Source organism: Staphylococcus sp. GDY8P94P, from assembly GCF_017892255.1.
Taxonomy (GTDB): domain Bacteria; phylum Bacillota; class Bacilli; order Staphylococcales; family Staphylococcaceae; genus Staphylococcus; species Staphylococcus cohnii.
On record NZ_JAESKU010000008.1, the window covers coordinates 287874 to 310859 of the forward strand.

Here is a 22986-nt window from a genome sequence, read left to right on the forward strand (position 1 = left end):
AACTAGAGCGAAGTTGAATTATCGTTAACTCATTTTATTAATATGTATTGTACATTTCATTACGAAATGATGTAATGTTAATTTGTATTAAGTTAGCTCTCGAGTATAGCTGAATCTATTGAAAATGATTGATTTATCATCATTGACATATATAATTCATCATAAAAATGATGGTCCATATAAATAGATTCATGTTTGATACCTTCAATTTTGAATCCTAATTTCTCATAAAATTTAACTGCCGGAGTATTAGTTGTAATGACAGTTAATTCTAGTCTTCTTAACCCTTTACGCTCAGCCCATTTTATTGTTTCTTGAAACATCTTTGTTGCTAACCCTTGATGGTGTTTTTCATTTATCACACCGGTCACAATATAACCGATATGCTTAATTTTCGCTAATCTACTAATATGTACAGATAAATATCCTAGAATGTCATTTTCATCAGTTTTAACACCAATATAGAAATTGTGTTTAATATCATCAACAAGTCTATCTTTATTAAAACTTCTTTCATCAGGTAAATAGAGCATGTATTGTGTCTCTTGATCAATCTTTTTCATGCAAGTATACAGCGCTTCAGCTTCATTCGGACATATTCTTTCTATGCGCATAAATACTCCTCCTCAATTCAATAGATTAATCTTATCATACATTATTTTTATTATATATGATACTTGTGATTTAATTTACCTCATTTTTATTTTAGACAATTTACTTTTAATTATAAGGTTTTTAAATTGAAACATCCTATTATTAGTATTACTTTTATGTTAATAAACTAACAACAGGATGTCTAATTACTTATAATGCACAACTATTTCATATTCATTTATGATTTTAAACTTTCATACATTATGGATAATTGGTGTTCTATTTGTTGCATATCAATAAATCTACCTTGACGATGCATTTCTTTACCGTTGAGAAAGATCAAATCAACCGGTACTGTAAAGATAGATAATTCACCAGCTATTTCTTCTACATTACTTTGATTAACCACACCTAATGGTATGTCTGGGAATTCACGCAACATGTCCTCAATTTGTGGCAATACCGCATGACAAACACTGCAATTATCTCTCATTACATGAATGACTACGAGCGGATGTTTGTTAATAAATGAATGATATTCATCCATGGAACTTAATGTTTGAGTCATATAGAACACCCTCCTTAATTATAAAGTGTTTAATATTATGCACCATATATAGTATACTTCGCAATTTATATGCTTTTGACTACAAAATGTGTACGTAATCCTCATATCTAAATATATTTACAAATCATTATTGAAATTTGGCAGTAATCGTTGAATACGTGTTCTAGTTTCCTCTGTATAACCTTGTAGTCCACCTGTATGAATAAACAAAATTGTTTGTTGATCATCATATTTTCCTTCTTGAATTTCTTTAACCATACCTCTAAAAGCTTTTCCTGTGTAGGTTGGATCTAAAACAATACCTTCTTGTTGTGCAATATCAATATAAAATGCTAATTCTTCATCTGTTGCTTGTGCATAACCTAATCCAATATAACTATCATTAATGGTAATTGTATCGAATGTATCTATGTTTTCATCTAAATGATTAATGATTGTTTGCACTTTATTTTTAAAGGCTGCTGCACTTTCATTGACTGCATAACCAATTATCTTTGTCGGTAGGTTGTGACTGTGTTTACCAAACCATAAACCTGCATATGTGCCACCTGAGCCTACAGCTACATTAATAGAGTCAAAATGACAACCTAATTCAGCCTCTTGTTCTATAACCTCTTCAAAAGCATTGATATAACCATGCGTACCTATCCAATCTGATGCGCCAGTTGGTATCATAAAAGGTGTTTTGTTTTTACTTTCTAGTGTATGACTCAATTGTGCCATCGCTATTTCTCGAGACTGATCGTCGTCAATCACATGTACATGTGCACCAAGCATAGCATCTAAGAATAAATTACCTTCAAAAGATTTCATTGTACCTTCTAACACGAGATGACATTCAATTTGATATTTTGCGCATAGTGCTGCTGTTGCTCTGGCATGATTAGATGTGATTGCACCTGTTGTAATAATCGTATCATAGCCATGATCAATTATATATTGTATCGTATACTCTAACTTTCTTACTTTATTCCCTGATATTTCAGTGCCAGTATAATCATCTCTTTTAATATAAATTTCTTTGCCTAAACGTTTACTTAAGTGTTCTAACTTATGAATAGGCGTGGGTAAGTTGGCGACATCTAACTTTCTATTTAACATTATTTTTAACCTCCTGCGTCAATATTTCTTACACGTCCGGAATAAATACACTTGCCTCGCTATCTCTAGGATAATAATAACCATTTGGTATCGTTTGCAACTCAATTAAACTTCCCCATGGAGTTTTAACATATACCGTACGATTACCAGCTGTATCTTCATATTTTGTATTACTGTGAGGTTCAGAGATAGGTTCTCCCCCAGCTTGTTTGATTTTATTAAGGGATGCTTCAAAATCATCCACGTAAAATGAAATATGTGTATAACCTATGTCTTGTAAATTTACAGCGTTTTTTTGATTTGCATATACAAATTCAAACATCTCTATATTGGGGCCATCATTGAACACCATCATTCTCTTTTTAACAATTTCAGCACCATTCTCCAGTCCTAATACATGTTCAACAAATTGGCCACCTCTAGGTTCATCCATTTTAGTTTGGCTATCATAAGCAATACGACCATCTAAAGCCTCTTTAAAGAAAGCCGTTGCTATTTCAATATCAGGTACAGTTAAACCAATATGATTAATACCTCTAGCCATCAAGTCGTAATCCTCCTTATATATCCTTTTCGTCTGTTTCATATCATAGCTAATATCAGTCAATACAATAAGTTTACTAACAATTGCTTGTGACTTGGACACACCGGATACTGTTAAGCATGTGCTATACAGGCAATCAATCTAGCATTTAATGACTTTCAGCCAAGTCAAAATGATTTTTCAATAAAATATATCGATTCATATCTTGATAATTTTCACCATCATACATGTCCTGAATATCAGTTGCGACAAAATGAAAACCTGCATTTTTAGCAACTTTATTACTAGCAATATTTCTTACGTCTGCAATAATCGTGAGTTTATTCAATTCTAAAATTTCAAATGCATAATGACATATAAACACAACACTTTCCGTCGCAATTCGCTTACCTGTATATCCTTTCGCCATCCAATAACCTATTTCTGCTTTTTTATTTTTTAAATCGATTTTATGTAAATCTATTGTGCCAATCAATTCATCTTCATAATAGATTAGAAATAATTGACCTTTACTTTCAGCTTGATGTTGTATCATCATTTTTAAATATGATTTTTCCGCATCTACAGTGAGATCTTCAGTAATGAAATCTAAAAATCGTGATAAATGCGTAAAATTTTCTTGAATGGTTTCAAATAATGATTCAGCCATTTTAAGATCTGGTGGTCTTAATGAAACGTTCGGCAGTATTTCTATAAACGGTCTATATTGCATTGTCTCACCTTCTTTAATTATGTCTTATATCATATCTTATTTGTAATTTCTGAATATTTCAACATTTTAATGATTAGACATAAAAAATAGGAGTGCCTCAGATATCTAATTAATACTTTAATATCTGAGACTACTCCTAATAACATGAAGTTCAAGTTAGCTAAATGACTTAGCAAATTATTACTTAATAACCTATTATTAAGGCAATAGACATACCAATACAACATATGATTACCCATACTAAAATTAATTTCCAAGCAAATTTAAGCCACTGAGTATAAGATATCTTTCCAACAGCTAAAGCACCCATTAAAATTGCAGAAGTTGGAAATAAGACATTACTGATTGAATCTCCATATTGAAACGCAAGTACAGTAATTTGTCTATTGATATGTAATAAGTCAGAGATTGGTACCATTAATGGCATAGTAGTTAATGCTTGTCCAGAACCTGATGGTATAAAGAAATTCAAAAAGAATTGTAAGATAAACATCGCGATGATAACTGCCGAGGAAGGTACATCTGTAAGCAAGGTTGTCATACCATGTACGATGGTATCTATTACTTGGCCATTTTCTAAAATGACAATAATACCTTTAGCAAAGCCAACAATCATTGCGCCAAACAAAATATCTTTCATACCTTCTATCATGGCTTCAAATGTACCGTTGACGCCCAATCCTCCTATGACACCTGCAAGTAAACCTGCCAATAAGAAGTTAGCACTCATCTCGTTAAAGGACCAACCATAATTAAAAATACCAAACACATTTAATACGATCGCTGCAACAATGAGTAGTAAACCAACTTTCTGTCGCTTCGTAAAACGTGGCGTATCCATCGCTTCCGTAGATTGTCCTTCAACTTTTTCCAGTTCGTATACAATACTTTTCGACATATCTTGTTTCACTTTACGTGCATATATCATCACTGTTGTAATAGCTGCCAACAAGATAAAGATATAAATAATCGAACGCAACCCCCAACCTGAAAATAATGGTAACTCCGCTACAGATTGTGCAACACCTACAGTAAATGGGTTTAACATACCACCAATAAAGCCACTTGCTGCTCCAAGTATAACCATTGCTGCTCCAGTCAACGCATCATATCCTAATGTTCTCGCTATAATAATTCCAATAGGAACAAAGATAATCGTTTCTTCTGCTAATCCAATTGAAAAACCTAATATAGAAAATATCGTCATAGTCAATGGAATCATTAGTACTTTATAAGATCCTAATGTGTTCATTGCTTTATTCACACCATTTTCAAATGCGCCTGTTTTATGGACAATACCAAATGCGCCACCCACTAAGAAAATGTAAAATACAATTTCAGCGCCACTCTGTAATCCTTCTGGAATTGCTCGAAATATATCAAAAAACGAAACGCCATGTTGTGACACTTCTTGATATGAACCAGATATAACTAATGTTTGTCCATCTTTTTTTTCACGTGCATATTCCCCAGCTGGTATTAAATATGTAAGTAAACTTGCCACAACAATGATAAATAATAACAATGCATATGTATGTGGTGTTTTAAATGTTATCTTTTTAAAAATTGATTTGAACATTTTAAATATCCCCCATTAAATGGTTTTTAATTGAAAAAAATCATAATCTAAAAAATAACCTGATCAATCAATTTAATAAATTACTGTTATAATAATACACTTTATAGATATTATGCTGAATTTTCAATCTATTTTTAAATATCTTTAACTAAATCATAAAATATTATGATTTTAAACGTGCATAGCTTGCCTGAGATATGATTCGAGCCTGTAGTCTCTCGCTCATATCTTTTCCCTAGGCGTCAGCACGTTACAAAATCACGATGGGAGATATTTAGTACAAATGAAAAATATTTTGACTTAAATCCATTCAAGCTAATCATTTCATGTTGCAGCTATTTTATATCTTTTAAAATATTATGTTTTTAAACGTGCATGCTTGCCTGAGATATGATTCGAGTCTGTAGTCTCTCGCTCATATCATTCCTCTAGATTTCAGCACACTATGACATCATTTTAATTTATTAGGTTTCGATTCAAGACGAACGTGATGCAAAACTTCACAAAGCAAAGAAAACGCCAATTTCTATAATATTTCAATAGAAATTGGCGTTTATTTTTAGTCAGAGAAATTAAAGTCTCTAATTTTTTACTTATATCAACTTAGAAGAAACGTTTAACAGCTGTTGACATTGGAGGAATTTCATCTAAATCTAATTTTTTATCTTCAGTAATAGATCTGTATGCCCATTTACCGTAATTAATTGCTTCGTCTTTAACAATTTTACCAGGTAATGGCGCAGCATTTGGATCAACATAAACGTTGACAATTGTTGGTCTATCTTGAGCCATTGCTTCTTCTACAACTTCATCAATTCTATTAGGATCTTTAAGCGTATAACCAACGCCACCGCAACTTTCCGCAAATTGTGCTAAGTCTATATCAGTGAAGTTGATTGCATATTCTAATTCACCAGCAGCTTGTTGTTCATATTTAATGAATGATAGTTCTTGGTTATTTAAAACAAATATAGTCATTGGTAAATCATATTGTACTGCTGTTGCAAAGTCTTGCATTACCATTTCAAACGCACCATCGCCTGCTATACCCACTACTTGACGGTTAGGGTAAGCACGTTTTGCTGCTAATGCACCTGGTAATGCACAGCCCATCGTACCTAACCAACTAGAAACGATGAATTTATTATTCACTGTTAGATCTAAATAACGTGTTGACCATACAGTAGATGTACCGACATCGATTGAGAAAATCGCGTCATCTGTTCTCACTTGGTTGATTGCATCCATTAGACGTTCTGGACGGATTGGTGAACTTTCATCTGCTTTATCTTTATCCATCCAAGAATCCCAAGTTGCTTTTCTTTCTAATGTTTTATTTAAGAAATCACGATTTTTCACGTGTTTGGCACTATCTGTTAATTGTTGCAATGCTAATTTACTATCACCAATTATACCTGCATTCACGTCGAAACGATGTCCAATATTTTCTGGATTTGTATCGATTTGAATTGCTTTGATATTTTTCTTAGGTAAATAGTCAACATAAGGATAGTTTGTACCTACCATTATTAGTAAATCAGCGTCTTGAATCGTTTGATAAGACACTTTAGTACCAATTTTACCTAAGTTACCCAAATTATATGGGTGAGCATCTGCTAAAATACCTTTAGCAGGTAAAGTAATGATTGACGGAATTTTAACCGCTTCAATAAATTCTTGCACTTCGTCTTTAGCATGTTTAGCACCAGTACCGATAATCAAAACCGGACGTTTACTTTTATTAATAAGCTTAGTGGCTTTTTTAATGCTACGTGGTTTTGGTGCAACACGTGCTGGTGGTGCAGTGTCCACTGGTGTATTTGTTGTATCTTTCACTTTGTTTGTCAATAGGTTATTTGGCAGAATTAAGACTGCAACACCTTTTTTCTCATAAGCCGTACGGATTGCTTCATTAACAATGCCGAATATATCTTTATCATTCTCAGAGATTTGACAGTTATAAACAGCTACATCGTCTACCATTTTGCTAATATCTGTTTCTTGGAATGCTTTTGTTCCTAAAGCTGTACTATCTGTTTGTCCTGCTAAAATAAGTTGAGGAACATTATCCATTTTCGCATCATACATACCATTAAGTAAGTGAACGACCCCTGGACCACCGATACTTAATGCAACTCCAATTTTACCAGTCAATTTTGTATGACTTGCAGCTGCTAAACTTGCTACTTCTTCATGACGTACATGAACAAATTCAATATTATCTCTTTCAGTTCTTAAACTATCTACTACCGCATCTATAGAATCTCCTGGGATACCATATAAGTGGTCTATCTCCCATGCTTGTAATGCTTTTACTAATGCTTCATTTGCTTTAATTTTTGCCATTGTAAAAATTGCTCCTTCCAAATTTTAACGATTTATTTTTACCCTAAAATAGTTAATACTGTGTTTTAACACTACGCTTAATATAAAAAGATTATGAGTATCGGGAGAACGATTGAACTTAATAATGCAGTCAAAATCATACCAATTGAACTAAACGCACCTGCTTCTAAATCAATATCAAGTGCTTGAGCTGTACCAAAAGCATGTGATGCGTTACCAAATGTTAAACCTTTTGCAATAGAAGTTTTAAATCTTCCAAATTTAATCAAATACGCACCTAAAATGCTCCCGATTAAACCAGTTGCTACGATAAATAACACTGCTATTGCATCCACACCACCCATTTGGTGAGATACTTGAATACCTACAGCAGCTGTAATTGATCTTGGTAACATCGTAACAATAACTTCTTTTGAATAACCAAACATTTTTAATATGACATAAACAAATGCAAAGTTCAAAATTACTGCTGTAATCACACTACTAAATATAATTTTACCATTAGCTAATATTTTATGACGATTTTGATATAGTGGATACGCTAATGTTACCACTGTACAATTCAACAGTTGGTGTATCCACTTTCCACCGACCATATATTGTTTATAATCTAAGTTAAATAACAATAATACAACGATAATTCCAATTGATGATATAAGTGCAGGGTTTAAAAATGGGCTCCGGTATTGAAACTGTAATTTTTTTGCTCCAACGTACATAAAAACTGTCAGTAGAATCATTAACAATGCTTTTAGAAGTACCATCTAATCTTGACCATTCCCGTATTGTTCAGCTTTAACCATTTTTTCAGCAATAAACCCTGAAATTAAAGCAACACAACATGTGCCTAGAACAATCATGATAAAGAATAAAATAAAATTAAAATTGATCATATTAGCGACATCCATAATACCTACGACAGATGGAACAAAGAAAAATACCATGGTAGCTAAGAAAAATTTAGAGCCTTCTTCTACCCATTTTGTTGGAATAATTTTAAATTGTAGTAATAAGAAAAATAATATTAATCCAACGATACTACCTGCAATCGGAATATCAAAAATCATTTGAATTTTATTACCAATAAAAGTAATACCCATAATAATTAATGCTTGAAACATAATTTTGATTATCTTTAGCGCTACCTGCAATACTCATCACCCTTTTTATTACTTTTGAACTGCTGACTATTTTTAACTACTTTGTTGATTACATGACTAAGTATAACGCGCCATTAAATATAATAAAAATATTGTTTTTTCATAATAACAATTACTTTTTTCTATGAAAGCGATTTTACATATTCCAATTAGCTATAGTTAATAAAACAAATCAACTATTTTACTATGTGTCCTTTTCAAATGATTTCATAGCATAGCTTTTACAACTAAAAATAGTGGGAACAGGATTGGAATCAAAACATCCGTTTGATTGCGCAATCTACTCCCACCAATACCTAAAATTACTCTACGCTATGGTTGAAATTTCTATTATTAACACACAATTGATTCAATCGTTTTATTCAAATGTTGTTTCATTATCACATAATATGAATACTAACCTACGTCTTTATAAACGTTGTTTCATAAAATCTATCCATTGTCTGGTTGCATAACTTAAATATTTATCTCGTTTCCATATCACACCTAATTCCCAACTCATGCCTGGATCCTCAAGTGTTATATTTTTAAAGTCACTGTTTAATAATCCCACTATATTCTCTGGTAAAATACTTACACCTAAATGAGCATTTAAAAGATTTTCAATAAAGTTCCATTGTGAAATCTTGGATATTGTATTAGGTATATAACCTGCATTTTTTGCCGCTTCGATAATCTTATCATTCAAGTAAAAATCTTCATTAAAAAGTATAAAATCTTCGTCTTTTAGCATGCTCATTTTCACTTGTTGATATTGAGCAAGACGATGTTCTTTATTCAAAACTAATTTCAACTCTTCTTGATATAATGGCAAGGAATGGAAAATAGATTGGTCTACTGGTAATGTTGTAATTCCTATATCTATTTCATCATTAATTAATTGATGTTCAATCATTTTGCCACCGTTTTCCACTAAGTTATACGTTACATTAGGATACTGCTGATGGAATTCACCTAAAATATGAATAAACTTATTCATATTCATGACTGCAGACAAACCAATGCTAATATGACCTGTTTCTAAACCTAATAAACTATTAATTTCTTTAGGCAGATCTTTGTATAATGATAAGATTTCTTTACTTTTATGATAAAAAACTGAGCCAGCATCCGTTAGGACAAGTTGACGTTTGCTTCGATCAAACAATGGCATATTCAATTCTTTTTCAATGTCTTTAATTGCTTTACTTATCGTTGGCTGAGCGATATACAATGATTTAGATGCATTTGTCATACCTTGTTGGTTTACTACTTCTACAAAATACTTCATATGTTTAATATCCATATGCATGCTCCTCTATACTTAACTTCAATGTGTATATCCTAGTATACGGTTATATACTATTTTTTCAATCTTTTTAGTTTATGCATTATTTAATGTATTGAAATGATTAGGATTATTGAAAAATCATCCTGATATGTATAATCAATTTCTATGCTCATTTTCACTATAAAAAAGAGAAACCAAATATCACACTTGATTTCCCCTCTTTTTATAGTAAATGATAGATTTTCATAAACTCCGCTAAATTAAGCTAAGTTAGCATTGTCTGTATTTCCTTCATCTGAATCTTTTAATTTAATTATTTTAAACCCAATAAATCCAAAAATAACTGAAATTATAGGAACTGTATAATTCACAATAGCAAATGGTGCATATTCCATTACCGATACGCCTAACGTAGATGCGATAAATACACCACATGTATTCCAAGGTACGAATACTGAAGTTAATGTTCCACCATCTTCTAATGCCCTAGATAGGTTCTTAGGATGTAAGCCTTTGTCTTTAAAAGCACTCGCATACATTCTAGAAGGTACAATAATAGATATGTATTGTTCTGAACATGTAAAGTTAGTGCCGATACAAGAAATAATCACTGATGCAATCAATGAACCAGTTGTTCTCGCTACTTTTAAAATCACCGAAATTAATGCAGATAGCATACCCGAATATTCCAATACGCCACCAAAAGTCATCGCTACTAAAGTCAATGAAATCGTATAAAACATTGATTCTAAACCGCCACGATTAAACAGTTCATCTACAAGTTTATTACCTGATTCAATCGTATATCCTGTTTGCAAAGCAGTCAGCGCTTCCGTTATGCTTCCACCTTGTACAAAAATTTGAGCAAAAAATCCAAATATAATGCCGACACAAATTGCTGGAATAGCTGGAACTTTGAACGTTACTAATACAATAACTACTAAAGGTACTAACAACAACCATGGTGTAATCACAAAATTATCTTGCATAGTGTTAAGAATTGCATCGATACGCTTCGTATCAAAATTTTTATTACCATACTGCATACCAATAAAGAAAAATGCAATTAACGCAATAATCACAGCTGGAATTGTGGTATAGAACATATGTTTAATATGCTCAAATAATTCAACACCAGATAATCCTGAAGCAAGATTTGTCGTATCTGATAATGGGCTCATCTTATCACCAAAATAAGCACCACAAATGACTGCACCAGCGACCATGCCTGGAGAAATACCCATACTAACACCAATACCCATTGATGCAACACCAACAGTAGCCATTGTCGACCAACTACTACCGATAGCTAACGCTACGACACCACATAATATAACTACAACTGCTAAAAAATAACGAGGGTCTATTAACTGAAGCCCATAAAATATCATTGTTGCTACGACACCGCTACCAATCCATGAGCCAATAACTAAACCTACAAGTATAATAATAACAATCGCTGGCAAAGCATGCCGTATGCCCTTGTACATCATTTCTTCTACTTCACTAAATTCATATCCATGCAACATAGTCACAATGATAGCGACCGCAGTACCAATCATTAGAGGAATATGAGGTTCTTTTTCTAATACAGCCACAGTTATTAACATCGTAATAATCATAATTGACAATGTAACGACCGCCGACGTAACACCTAGTGGCTTCTTTAAATCATGTTTTTCTTCGTTATGCTTATCTTTTGGCTTTAAAATAACAAACACCTACCTTTGTTATTTTATATCATACTTAAAAATGTATGCGCTTTCAATAGTGTATTTATAAATTTTTAATGAATTTTATCTCAATTAATTTATTGTTATACTTAAAATCAGCGTCATTACTCGACTTACTCTCCTGTCTGTAAACTTCAAATAATGATTTAAATTCTTTGATTTTTACAACAATAAAATATAAATGCGATTAACAAAGGTGGTATATACTAAAAAAGTCTAGACGACATTGCTTCGTCCTAGACTTTTTCATATTGTCTGTAATTGAGTTAGTAGTGCTTATGCATGAAGTGAAGTTCAGGTAATCATTTTATACTTTCTTCAATATTCGTCATCTTTGCCAAGCTGAGATGACGAAATTATTTTAATAAAATTAGATTTCTATCCGCGCTCTAAAGCATTTTTATGAGGCATATTTACTGAAATTGATAGCTATGATGACCTCTTGCAAAGCCTTTCGCCGTATAAATCCAAGAACCTCCGCCTTGTTCAATATCATTAGCACAAATCACTAACTGATCCGTCCCTGGGATAAATGCTGGATGGGTTGAACGAAGCATATGCCCTTGATCACGACCCGGGATTAAAATTTGTCCAATAGGATAACCTTTTTTATTAAACACTAATACTCTGCCCTGTCCATACATTGCTACGTATAAATTATCATCACTGTCTATACAACATGAATCTGGCCCTTCGTGTCCAGTAAAATGGTAAGGTATAGAAGCGCCAAATGGTGCAATGGTTACACCGTCTTCTAGTAAATCAATACGATGTAATCGGTTCGCATTTGTTTCAGTTACCCAAAGTGTTTTTTCGTCAGTACTTAAAGCTACGCCATTGGCAACAGCTAAATTTTGAAGCACAGGTGTTATGGATTTATAATCTGGCGCAACATAATATACGCCACCTTTAAGATTCGTAGAGTATCCTCTAAAATCAGTAAAATAAAATCCACCTTTACTATCAAACACTAAATCATCTACACAATATTCTGTGTCAATGTCTGACACAATCGTCTCTTCTGCTTCTCCCTCAGCATTAACTGCAAACACGCCGCCTGAACGCTCAAAGTCACCCAAATAACAAACAAATAATCTTCCATCCTTGTGGATTTTAACAGCTGCAGGATTTTCTTTATGTGATGTAAAAAGCTGAGTTACTTTTTTGTCTGGCAAAGTCACATGAAAAACAGTTCCCCCAAACACTTCGCAAAGTGTTAAATCACCATTTCTATCAAAGCATAAACCTTCTAATTGTAATCCTTCATCTGAAATTTCCAACCAAGGTTCTGCAGTTATTGTTTGTAGACTTTGTTCCGATGCTAAAATTGGCACCACAGAATGATTCTTGTGATCATATGATAATGCCGGTAGATTATTCCCCATCATACTCCCTCTTTTCTTTTAATCTTTTCTTTCGAGCTTGTAATTTATATTATATGGAACTCAAATCACAAAATAAAATATTTATATTTTAATTCAAAGTCATTTATTGCGCAAAAAGACGGAGTAATGAAAACAATGAGTCATTACTCCATCAATCATATTAAATATTTTAAAGTCTCAATGATACCTATCAAAAATATAATTCAATCGCTAATATGCTTCTCTAATTTGATTGAGAATCTGTTCTGCCATAGCTGCATTTGCGCTCGGTTTTTCTTTTAACAGTTCAGCGACTCTAGCGATTTCATCACCTTGCGCACCCACAACAATTGCTAATGATTTATATTGTAAACTCATATGACCTTTTTGAATACCTTCCGAAACCAGTGCACGACATGCTGCAAAGTTTTGAGCTAAACCAACTGCAGCTACAACATGACCAAGTTCTTGTGCTGAATCAACTTTCATTAAATCTAAAGCAGCTCGAGCAATAGGTAAGACACGTGTACCTCCACCAACTGTTGCCAGTGTCATTGGCACCTCAATCGTACCAATTAATTTTTGGCGTGTTACATCATATTGCCAAGTAGCTATACCTCGATACTGTCCATCTTTACTCGCATATGCGTGAGCACTAGCTTCAGCACCACGCGTATCATTACCTGTAGCTAAGACAACTGCGTGAATGCCATTCATCACACCCTTGTTATGCGTCGCTGCACGATGAATATCTACTTGCGCTAACACAGATGCTCTTTCCATTCTACGTGCTACTTCGGCACCGTCACGTCCACCTTTGGATAGTGATTGAATATCTATCTCACCTTGTACTTTAACAACAGAAGCAGTGGCGTGATTAGATAGAATACTCATTAATATATCTACATCTTCAAGTTCCGTTTTTAAATATGCAGAAATCCCCTCTAATATTGTATTTAACATGTTAGCACCCATTGCATCTTTTGTATCTACAAATACTTTGAGCGATAATAACTCCGCTTCTGGAAAAGTATCTATTTCAATTCGACGGTAACCGCCACCTCTTTCAATAATACTAGGATAAGACTCATCTGCAATTTGCTTAATCTTCGGCTCAAGATCTTTAATATTTTGAGATAAACGTTGTGTATCCTTTACGTTATCAAAAACAATTTGTCCAATCATTAATCGCTCACTAGCTACGACATGAAACCCACCTGTTTCGTTGACTAACTTTGCACCATAGCTTGCAGCTGCAACAACAGAGGGTTCTTCAACCATCATTGGAACAACATATGATTTGTCGTCTACAATAATTTCAGGTAGTAACCCGACAGGCAACGCACCTTGACCAATCACATTTTCAATTAAACTGTTGGCAATTTCTTCTGGAATTAAAGGATGTGTTAATAACATATCGTGATTATCTTTATTCAACCAACCATAATCAAGTAGACAATCTAACTTCTCCTCACGTGATAAATGGCGAAAATCTTTACCTAAAGGTAACATTAGGCATCCCCCTTTTCTACATATAATGCGATACCTAAACCGCCACCAATACATGCAGTTGCAATCCCGTTTCGTTTATTTTCTTGTGATAAGATATTTACTAAAGTAGTCACCAATCGTGTACCACTTGCACCTATTGGATGACCTAAAGCAATGGCACCACCATATAAGTTAAGCTTATCAGGATGTATCTCTAAATTGTTTTTAACCGGTATACTTTGAGCAGCAAATGCTTCTGTCATTTCCACAACGTCAATATCCTCCATGTCTTTCTTGGATTTTGTTAATAATTCCGTCACTGCATGATACGGCGCGTACCCCATATAGGTAGGATCACAGCCAATTTCCGCGTGTTCACCTAATGTTGCAATAATTTCAAAGCCTTCTTGCCTTGCATAATCCGCATCCATCAAAATAATTGTTGATGCGCCATCATTGATACTTGAAGCATTCCCACCTGTGACAGTGCCATCTTCTTTAAATATTGTTTTTAAAGTACTTAATTTTTCAATACTACTATTGCCACGAATGCCTTCATCTACCGTCATTAATTCGCCTTCATTATCTGTTAATGTAACAATTTCATTATCAAATTTACCTGCTTCTGAAGCTTGCGCTGCTTTATGTTGTGAATCGTTCGCAAACGCATCTTGTTGTTCTCGTGTGACATTATATTTTTCCGCTATTTTCTCTGCTGTAACACCCATTGGTACATTTAGAAATGCATCAGTTAAACCGTCATGCATAAAACTTTCAACTGGTGTTGTTTCTTCATCAAATAGTATTTTGGGCGCATTTGTCATACTTTCAATACCTCCAACAGCTACTACTTTTGCTTCTCCTAATTGGATTTGTTGCTTGCCAAGTATGATAGATTTTAACCCAGAACCACAAACTTCGTTAATCGTCATCGCAGGTGTTGTATTAGGCACACCAGCATTGATACTAACTTGTCGTGCAGGATTTTGGCCACTTCCAGCCTGAAGTACATTGCCATAAATGACTTGCTCTATCATTTCAGGTTTGAGATTAATGGCTGACATAGCAGCCTCTAACGTTTTTGTACCTAATTCTACTGCAGTATAATTACTTAATTTACCTCTGAATTTTCCTATAGGTGTCCGCTTGGCACTTACGATTGCTATTTTTTTCATTATTATTCTCCTTTTGAGCATATTGTAAATAATTGTCTTTTATACATATGATTTGATATGATACAATTGCTTATTTATTAAAAGAAAGGTGTCGATACACTTTATGACAGTTGGTATTGATCAAATCAATTTTTATGTTCCAAATTTTTATGTAGACATGGCTAAACTTGCCGAATCTCGTCAAGTTGACCCAAATAAATTTCTTATTGGCATTGGGCAAAATGAAATGGCAGTTAGCCCAATGAGCCAAGATATTGTAACTATGGGTGCCAATGCTGCCAAAGAAATCATCACTGAAGATGATAAAAAACAAATTAGTATGGTTATTGTTGCTACTGAATCTGCTATAGATTCTGCTAAAGCATCTGCGGTTCAAATACATAATCTATTAGGTATTCAACCATTCGCGCGTTGTATTGAAATGAAAGAAGCTTGTTACGCTGCTACGCCTGCTATTCAATTAGCGAAAGATTATATTGCCAGCCGCCCTAACGAAAAAGTTTTAGTTATTGCTAGTGATACTGCTCGCTATGGTCTAGAATCTGGCGGTGAGCCAACGCAAGGCGCAGGTGCAGTTGCTATGATGATAACACAAAACCCACGTATTCTTGAACTAAATGATGACGCAGTCGCATTTACAGAAGATGTATACGATTTTTGGCGTCCAAGTGGACAACCGTACCCGTTAGTGGATGGTGCATTATCAAAAGATGCCTATATCCACTCATTCCAAGAAAGTTGGAATGAATATGCACGTAGATATAATACTACATTAGATACATTTAAATCATTATGTTTCCACGTACCATTTACTAAAATGGGTAAAAAAGCACTCGATTCTATCTTAACAGAAGATATCAACACAGAAACTAAAGAACGATTAACTACAGGGTATGACGCAGCAACTTATTACAATCGTTATGTAGGTAATATTTATACTGGGTCATTGTACTTAAGTCTAATTTCATTGTTAGAAACACATACTGAATTAAACGCTGGTGATACAATTGGTTTGTTCAGCTATGGTTCAGGTTCTGTTGGTGAATTCTTTAGTGGTAAATTAGTCGAAGGCTATCAAGATGCACTTGATATAGAAAAACATAAAGATCTATTAAATCATCGTACAGAAATCTCTGTTGACACATATGAAACATTTTTCAAACGTTTCGACAACCTTGAATTTGATCATGATATAGAGTTAGCAAATGAAACAAAAGGTATTTTCTATCTCGAAAGCATCAGTGATCATATTCGTAATTATAATACATTAAATTAAGTTTCAATTCACTTAATCTTACCTCACTTCATTTAGTATGATTGGTGACATAGAAAATGGTATATGTATCTAAAAAACTTTATCTAAAATCGAAGGTTAAATACAATTCCAAATATTCAAGCCCGTAAATGAATTTTTTGATATTCAATTACGGGTTTTTTTATATAAAATAAAGAGGATGACTTTTAATTCACTTACATAAAAGCCATCCTCTTTTATTATGTTAAACACATTATGATTAGATTACCTATGAGATTTAACCACGGTTCGTTTCGTCTAAATCTTGCGTTTCAATATCTCTTTTGGGTTGTAACGATAACCCTAAATATTTACGTTCTTCATTTCCATCTTTATATAAGGAAATCATCATTAAGATAACTACAAAACTAAACGGTAATGCTGAAATAATTGCCGCAGATTGCAGTGCATCTAATCCAGTGTCACCACCAGCCAATAATAGTACATACGCGATAGCTGCTAATGCAAGTCCCCAAACAATTTTTATAAATCCTGACGGATTCAATGTACCATATGCAGTTTGCATACCTAAAACAAAGGTTGCAGAGTCTGCAGAAGTGATAAAGAATGAAGCGATTAATGCTAACGCAATAATTGATAGTATAAATCCAAATGGCAACTCGTTAAATATACCGAATAATTGCGTTTCTGGTGGCATTTTAAATATCTCGCTATGAGATTGCCCTACGTCTATACCAGTTACACCAAATGCACTAAACCAAATAATACTAATCACAACTGGTACACCTAATACGGCAATTACAAATTCGCGAATACTACGACCTTTAGAGATTCTCGCAATAAATATACCAACAAATGGACTCCAGCTCATCCACCAGCCCCAATAATAAATTGTCCAGCTTTTCAACCACTCAGCTTTTTGTTCATTTAATGGTGCTACATCTAAACTATTAAAAATAAGTGAATTAAGGTAATCACCAGTACCACTTGTCATCATATTTAATATCAGTACGGTTGGTCCTACAATAAAAATAACAATAAGTAATAATGCTGCTAAAAACATATTTAAATTACTTAAATATTGGATACCTTTACTCAAGCCACTCCACGCACTATATAAAAATAACACTGTAACTACAGCAATAATAATTCCTTGAACAACAGCATTATTCGGCACACCAAATAAATAATTTAAACCACCGTTTATTTGTATTGCGCCTACACCTAAAGAAACTGCTACACCAATAATAGTAGCAAACACCGCTAAAACATCTACTACGACACCAATTGGGCCATCCACTCTATCACCCAACACTGGTCTTAGCGTTCTAGAAATTAAGCCATTTTCTCCTTTACGAAATTGAGAATATGCCAAGCCTAATGCCACTACACCGTATACTGCCCAAGGATGAAATCCATAATCAATAAATGAGGATCTAAAGGCTTGTGCCATTGCTTCCTTTGTTTCAGGATCTGCTGTTGGCGGCGCTAAATAATGTGATATCGGTTCTGAAGAACCATAAAATACGAGACCTATGCCCATACCTGCACTGAATAACATCGCTAACCAAGATACCGTGTGAAATTCCGGTTTATCTGTTGGTTTACCTAATTTCAATTTCCCAATAGGGCTGAAGACTAAAAATACACAAAAACCTAAAATTACTGTATACAGTAACATATAATACCAGCCAAACGTTTTTGTTACCCAAGAAGAAATAACGCCAGTAATTTCTCCAAATTTAGCTGGAAAGATAGCTCCAATAACTACTAATAAGCCTACGACTAGTGCCGAATAGATAAACACACTAGAAAACGACTTTTTTGTATTATCCAAATTTTCCACCCCTCTAATAATAATAAAAAGACGTTTTATAGGATAACACACTGAGTAAGAGAAACAACTTTATATTTTTAGGAAATTTTATTGATAAAAAATACAAAATGTATAAAATAATAATATTTACTTACAATAATTTTCAGTCAGGAAACTATGTTATATTTACGGTTTTGTACTATGTTTCGGTCTATAAAGTGTTTGCATATCTACTTTTTCCAGTTTCAATAACTCAATTTTAGTATCAATGCCACCACCGTAACCAGTAAGACTACCGTTTTTGCCAACTACTCTATGACATGGAATTATAATAGAAATCGGGTTTGTACCAACAGCACCACCCACTGCTTGTGAAGACATATTTGGTTTATTTCTTTTAATACCTATTTCTTTAGCAATATCACCATAAGTGACAGTCTCTCCATATGGTATTTTCAATAAAACATCCCAAACTTGCTCCCTGAATTCGGTTCCTATAGGTTTTAGTGCAAAATCTATTTTAGGATTATTTCCAGAAAAATATTTATCAAGCCAAATAATCGCTTTTTCAAAAATTGGTAAGTCTGCTTCTGTTAACGATTCATCATAATTTGATTCAAAATCATCATGTTTAGGTAACCACAATCCTGTAATTGCTTCGCCATCCGACGTTAGTGCAACCCGACCAATTGGTGATTCATAATATGTCTTATAGTGCATCGTATCACTTCTTTCTAGTATATTTTGTAATTATCATAATCCTTTTAAATTTTAATGTAAAATAGATCTTGATACTTCTTCATAATAGAAAGCCCTCGTAAGTAAATACATAGCTTCTTAGTTACTGCGTACCAAAAAGCGCAATTACTACATTGGACTCAATTTACCATGATATATTTATTTCCACCTGACCACTCAATTCACTTGCTTTATGATAAAGGACAAGAGAAAAATCTAATTTTATGCAAATAAATTTCGTCGTCCTATACCAACAAAGAGGACTAGTATTTAAAAAATTTAAAATGATGACCCGAGCTGAAGTTCATTCATAAGCCCTATTAATTCAATAAATTGAGTAGTGGCGTTAATTTTCACTTAACCCATCTACTGACAATATAAATGAGCCTGGAACAAATCAATGATGTCCCAGACTCAACGTAACTATGAATAAAAGAAATGTCTTCACTATTTAACTTTCCGTGTTGGTATAACGATTGCACTTGCTAAAACACCACATAATACTAAACAAGTCCCTACTATGAAGCCTACACCTGCAGCAATATGCATGTTTTGACCACTCTGAATAATACCAGTAAAAATAGAAGTCATAATTGCAATACCAAATGCACCACCTAATGTAGAGCCCATTTTAAAAATACCTGAAGCGACACCAACTTTTTCTGGTGGTGTCGTGGAAACCGCTGTACTTAAAGCTGGTGTAGCAAATAATCCTGTACCACCACCAAAAAACACAGCGCCAATTAGCGCTACAACAACATAAATAGCAGTATCAAAAAATGTCAAACTAAACATTAATACACCTAAACCAGTAAATATTGGTCCAATAATCATCGCACGTTTGGCACCAAATCTTTTTATACTTTTCTCACCTAAGCGAATGACAAGCAATAACGAAATTAAATAAGGCAATGTTAACAATCCTGCTTGGAAAGCTGTTAATTTCAAACCACTTTGTACGTACATATTTAATAAGGCAATTACTCCAACGCCAGTATTTAATAAGAAATTAGCTAAAACAGCACCAATATAAGGTCTATTTTTAAATAAATCTAAATCAATAAATGGCACCTTTTTGACTCGTTCTACTTTAAAAAATATGTATATACAAATTAAAAATATGACAAATAACATTACTGTTACAGCATTTAGCCATCCTATTTTATAACCCTGTGTAATTACAAAGCTAATACTACCAATCATAATAATAAAAATAATTAAACCTATATAATCAAACGGGCTCGCTTCCGCTTTATTAATGCGACTTTCTGGTAATTCACGCAATAAAACTAAAGCCAAGATTGATAATATAATCGATAATATGAAAATGGATTGCCAAAAAATAAATGTAGCCATTGCACCTGCAAAAAAGGAAGATAAGCCAGTACCACCAAATGCACCGATTGACCAAAAACTGAGTGCTTTTTGTCTATCATCTCCATCAAAAAAGTCATTCACTATAGATATTGTGGCTGGCATGATAATCGCTGCAGAAAAGCCCTGTACAATTCTACCAAGTAGTAGCATCACAATATTTCCAGAAACAATCAACATCAGCGAACCGATAATACTCAACACTAAAGCAATTCTAGTTAATTTCACTTTACCAAATTTATCTGATATATTCCCAGCCACTACCATAAATACACCTGTCACAAATGATGTTAAACTCACTGAAATATTTACGATATCTGGACTCGCATCAAAAGTAGTTTGTATTTTAGGCCCAATATTCAAAAAAGATTGAGCAAATAACCAATATGTTAATATAGATAAAACAATACCAGTTAACAACATGCTACCTGAGACTTTTTCTGTCTTCATTGTCATAAAAGCATCCCCTATTTCAAATAATGATAATGATGAATCCATTCGTTCATCATTTTATAAATTTGAATACTATAATGAGTTATAATACAATTTATAAAAATTCATATACCTAAAATATTATCACTATTTTATAGAAAATTGGGATGTTACCCTCTAATTATTATGAATTTTCTGATAATTAAATTTAAAAAACTTAATTTTTTCTTAAAATTGACAATATCAAAATAATTTTTTGATCGCTTTAGCAAAATATCTTTTGAAGTACGTTACATTGTGTTGGCCTCTTTTATTGATAGTATAATAGAGTAATGCCTTCTCAGAAATCATTAATTCACTTAATATATCTACAGCTAATTCTGTTTGAACAAACATTTCTTGTTTAATGCTAAGCTGTTGCTGTCCTTCAAGCTCTCCTACATACCAATAAATTTGTTTGTCCTCTTTAATAATCGTTTGTTGTTTCATAAATGCCACAAATCCTGGATACCATACTGAAGGTGATATTAATATATAACGGCCAAAACTTTCTGGACTTTTAAATAATGTATACAAAGAAAGTAATCCGCCTAATGAAGCACCAGCTATACCGATATCTTCAGTTCTTTGAGATATATTAAAACATTTTCTTAAATAAGGAAGCAAATGCTTAGTTATCCATAAAATATAAGCATCTGCTTCCCCTCTATAATTAATCCCATCTACGACTGCTCCCCATGGGCTATATTCCTGATTTCTATTGTTGGGAAGCACTCCGACAAATATAATATCTCGCTCAACATCTTTAAATAACGCGTCTCCATCTTGCACTAATATCAGCGGATAGCCACTTTCTTTCTTTTCATCATATGCTTTGGGCAATTTCACAAAAATCACATGTTCTTGAAAATGAATCTTAAATGTTTTAACATTCATTTTAATCACCACCTTCTTAGCAGTTCAAAAACACCACGCTTTAACTAGAGAAATTAAATAATTTTATTTTATTTTTCTTAGCATACTCTAATGCTAAAATTTCTAAAATATTGATAAAAGCTAAATTATCTTTAACTTTAATATATTGAAACTTTAACTTTTTTTCATTTGCTTTAATGTTTTTCATTTCCGCTTCATCTAAACCGTGATGTTCTATATAAGCCTTTCTAAATTTTGTAGTTCCAGTGTCTGAAGCTGAATTAAATTGTCCTAATTTATCATATAAATCTTTTTGCGTAAATTTAAAACCAGTCATAAATCCACCAGCTTGTCCTACAAATATTGGTGTTTTATTTTCAAAAATCACAAAAACACCTTTTTGTTCTGCAACTTTACTTCTACTTTCATTATCAAAAGCAAGCGCATTTGCTTTATCATACTTAAATAATTTTTTTAATTGCTTATTATAGTCTTCTAACAAAGTATTTATTTTTTTCTCGCCATTCAATGTAATCATTCCTTTCTTTTTTCATTTAACATATACACCAAATGACCTCATATTAAACCTTTAGTTATCATACGTACTTTTTTGTATTAATGAAATAGCTCAAAAGTCTTCATCGTAGTTTTATTTTTTCTATATATGCTTGTTTTTCATACAACGAAAAACGTGCGTATACAGATGGTTTATCATGTAATAAACTCCGTATGCGCACACTTTTAATCTCAAATTTTAATTGGCTTTAAATAATATTGTAAACTCGTGTATGCCACAGTAAACACATGGTAACATTCACA

20 protein-coding genes are annotated in these 22986 nt (G+C 33.1%); 1 reads left to right on the forward strand and 19 read right to left on the reverse strand.

The genetic code is table 11. From position 1 onward, the window contains the following. Positions 1–92: 92 nt before the first annotated feature. The 14 genes from KA926_RS05800 to KA926_RS05865 all read right to left on the reverse strand — a co-directional run bounded on the left by KA926_RS05800 (position 93) and on the right by KA926_RS05865 (position 15637). Positions 93–614 carry a GNAT family N-acetyltransferase gene (locus KA926_RS05800; protein ID WP_107384001.1) on the reverse strand — a complete coding sequence of 174 codons (522 nt, stop codon included), beginning with the start codon at positions 612–614 and terminating at the stop codon, positions 93–95. A gap of 218 nt (positions 615–832) precedes the next feature. After that, the gene (locus KA926_RS05805; protein WP_107384000.1) at positions 833–1162 is read right to left on the reverse strand and encodes a thioredoxin family protein; all 330 of its coding nucleotides are present in this window, start codon (positions 1160–1162) and stop codon (positions 833–835) included. Positions 1163–1279: 117 nt separating this feature from the next. Further along, positions 1280–2263, reverse strand: coding sequence for a D-cysteine desulfhydrase family protein (locus KA926_RS05810; protein WP_107383999.1), 984 nt, complete (start codon positions 2261–2263; stop codon positions 1280–1282). A 28-nt stretch (positions 2264–2291) separates the two neighbouring features. Next, positions 2292–2807 carry a VOC family protein gene (locus tag KA926_RS05815; protein WP_107383998.1) on the reverse strand — a complete coding sequence of 172 codons (516 nt, stop codon included), beginning with the start codon at positions 2805–2807 and terminating at the stop codon, positions 2292–2294. 148 nt (positions 2808–2955) lie between these two features. Next, positions 2956–3519 carry a GNAT family N-acetyltransferase gene (locus tag KA926_RS05820; protein WP_107383997.1) on the reverse strand — a complete coding sequence of 188 codons (564 nt, stop codon included), beginning with the start codon at positions 3517–3519 and terminating at the stop codon, positions 2956–2958. 184 nt (positions 3520–3703) lie between these two features. Then, a complete protein-coding gene (locus KA926_RS05825) occupies positions 3704–5098 on the reverse strand; it encodes a YfcC family protein (RefSeq protein ID WP_107505103.1) in 1395 nt (464 codons plus the stop codon). 603 nt (positions 5099–5701) lie between these two features. After that, positions 5702–7444, reverse strand: a complete 1743-nt coding sequence (locus KA926_RS05830; protein ID WP_210143739.1) for a pyruvate oxidase — start codon at positions 7442–7444, stop codon at positions 5702–5704. A 77-nt stretch (positions 7445–7521) separates the two neighbouring features. Further along, a complete protein-coding gene (locus KA926_RS05835) occupies positions 7522–8208 on the reverse strand; it encodes an LrgB family protein (protein WP_107383994.1) in 687 nt (228 codons plus the stop codon). Next, the gene (locus tag KA926_RS05840) at positions 8209–8595 is read right to left on the reverse strand and encodes a CidA/LrgA family protein (RefSeq protein ID WP_019470016.1); all 387 of its coding nucleotides are present in this window, start codon (positions 8593–8595) and stop codon (positions 8209–8211) included. A gap of 418 nt (positions 8596–9013) precedes the next feature. Then, a complete protein-coding gene (gene cidR, locus KA926_RS05845) occupies positions 9014–9889 on the reverse strand; it encodes a cidABC operon transcriptional activator CidR (protein ID WP_107383993.1) in 876 nt (291 codons plus the stop codon). Positions 9890–10134: 245 nt separating this feature from the next. Next, positions 10135–11595 carry a Na+/H+ antiporter NhaC gene (gene nhaC, locus KA926_RS05850; protein ID WP_107383992.1) on the reverse strand — a complete coding sequence of 487 codons (1461 nt, stop codon included), beginning with the start codon at positions 11593–11595 and terminating at the stop codon, positions 10135–10137. 425 nt (positions 11596–12020) lie between these two features. Continuing rightward, complete coding sequence (locus tag KA926_RS05855) at positions 12021–12995, reverse strand: SMP-30/gluconolactonase/LRE family protein (protein WP_210143740.1); 975 nt, start codon at positions 12993–12995, stop codon at positions 12021–12023. Between the two features lie 207 nt (positions 12996–13202). Next, positions 13203–14483 (reverse strand): hydroxymethylglutaryl-CoA reductase, degradative, encoded by a 1281-nt coding sequence (locus KA926_RS05860; protein WP_107383990.1) that lies wholly within the window; start codon positions 14481–14483, stop codon positions 13203–13205. Further along, entirely contained in the window at positions 14483–15637 is a 1155-nt protein-coding gene (locus KA926_RS05865; protein WP_210123553.1) for a thiolase family protein, read from the reverse strand. Before KA926_RS05865 ends, KA926_RS05860 begins: the two co-directional genes overlap by 1 nt. Before the next feature lie 103 nt (positions 15638–15740). Between KA926_RS05865 and KA926_RS05870 the strand changes: the two genes are divergently transcribed. Then, complete coding sequence (locus KA926_RS05870) at positions 15741–16913, forward strand: hydroxymethylglutaryl-CoA synthase (RefSeq protein ID WP_107383988.1); 1173 nt, start codon at positions 15741–15743, stop codon at positions 16911–16913. Between the two features lie 256 nt (positions 16914–17169). Here the strand turns inward: KA926_RS05870 and KA926_RS05875 are convergent, their stop codons facing one another. The 5 genes from KA926_RS05875 to KA926_RS05895 all read right to left on the reverse strand — a co-directional run bounded on the left by KA926_RS05875 (position 17170) and on the right by KA926_RS05895 (position 22696). Then, positions 17170–18729: a BCCT family transporter gene (locus KA926_RS05875; RefSeq protein ID WP_107383987.1), complete on the reverse strand. Its 1560-nt coding sequence runs from the start codon at positions 18727–18729 to the stop codon at positions 17170–17172. Positions 18730–18894: 165 nt separating this feature from the next. Then, positions 18895–19428 carry a methylated-DNA--[protein]-cysteine S-methyltransferase gene (locus KA926_RS05880; protein ID WP_107383986.1) on the reverse strand — a complete coding sequence of 178 codons (534 nt, stop codon included), beginning with the start codon at positions 19426–19428 and terminating at the stop codon, positions 18895–18897. 465 nt (positions 19429–19893) lie between these two features. Further along, positions 19894–21270 carry an MFS transporter gene (locus tag KA926_RS05885; RefSeq protein WP_432576171.1) on the reverse strand — a complete coding sequence of 459 codons (1377 nt, stop codon included), beginning with the start codon at positions 21268–21270 and terminating at the stop codon, positions 19894–19896. Between the two features lie 225 nt (positions 21271–21495). Next, positions 21496–22188 (reverse strand): alpha/beta hydrolase, encoded by a 693-nt coding sequence (locus tag KA926_RS05890; protein WP_107383984.1) that lies wholly within the window; start codon positions 22186–22188, stop codon positions 21496–21498. Between the two features lie 40 nt (positions 22189–22228). Then, positions 22229–22696 (reverse strand): hypothetical protein, encoded by a 468-nt coding sequence (locus KA926_RS05895; RefSeq protein ID WP_107383983.1) that lies wholly within the window; start codon positions 22694–22696, stop codon positions 22229–22231. Between the last annotated feature and the right edge of the window lie 290 nt (positions 22697–22986).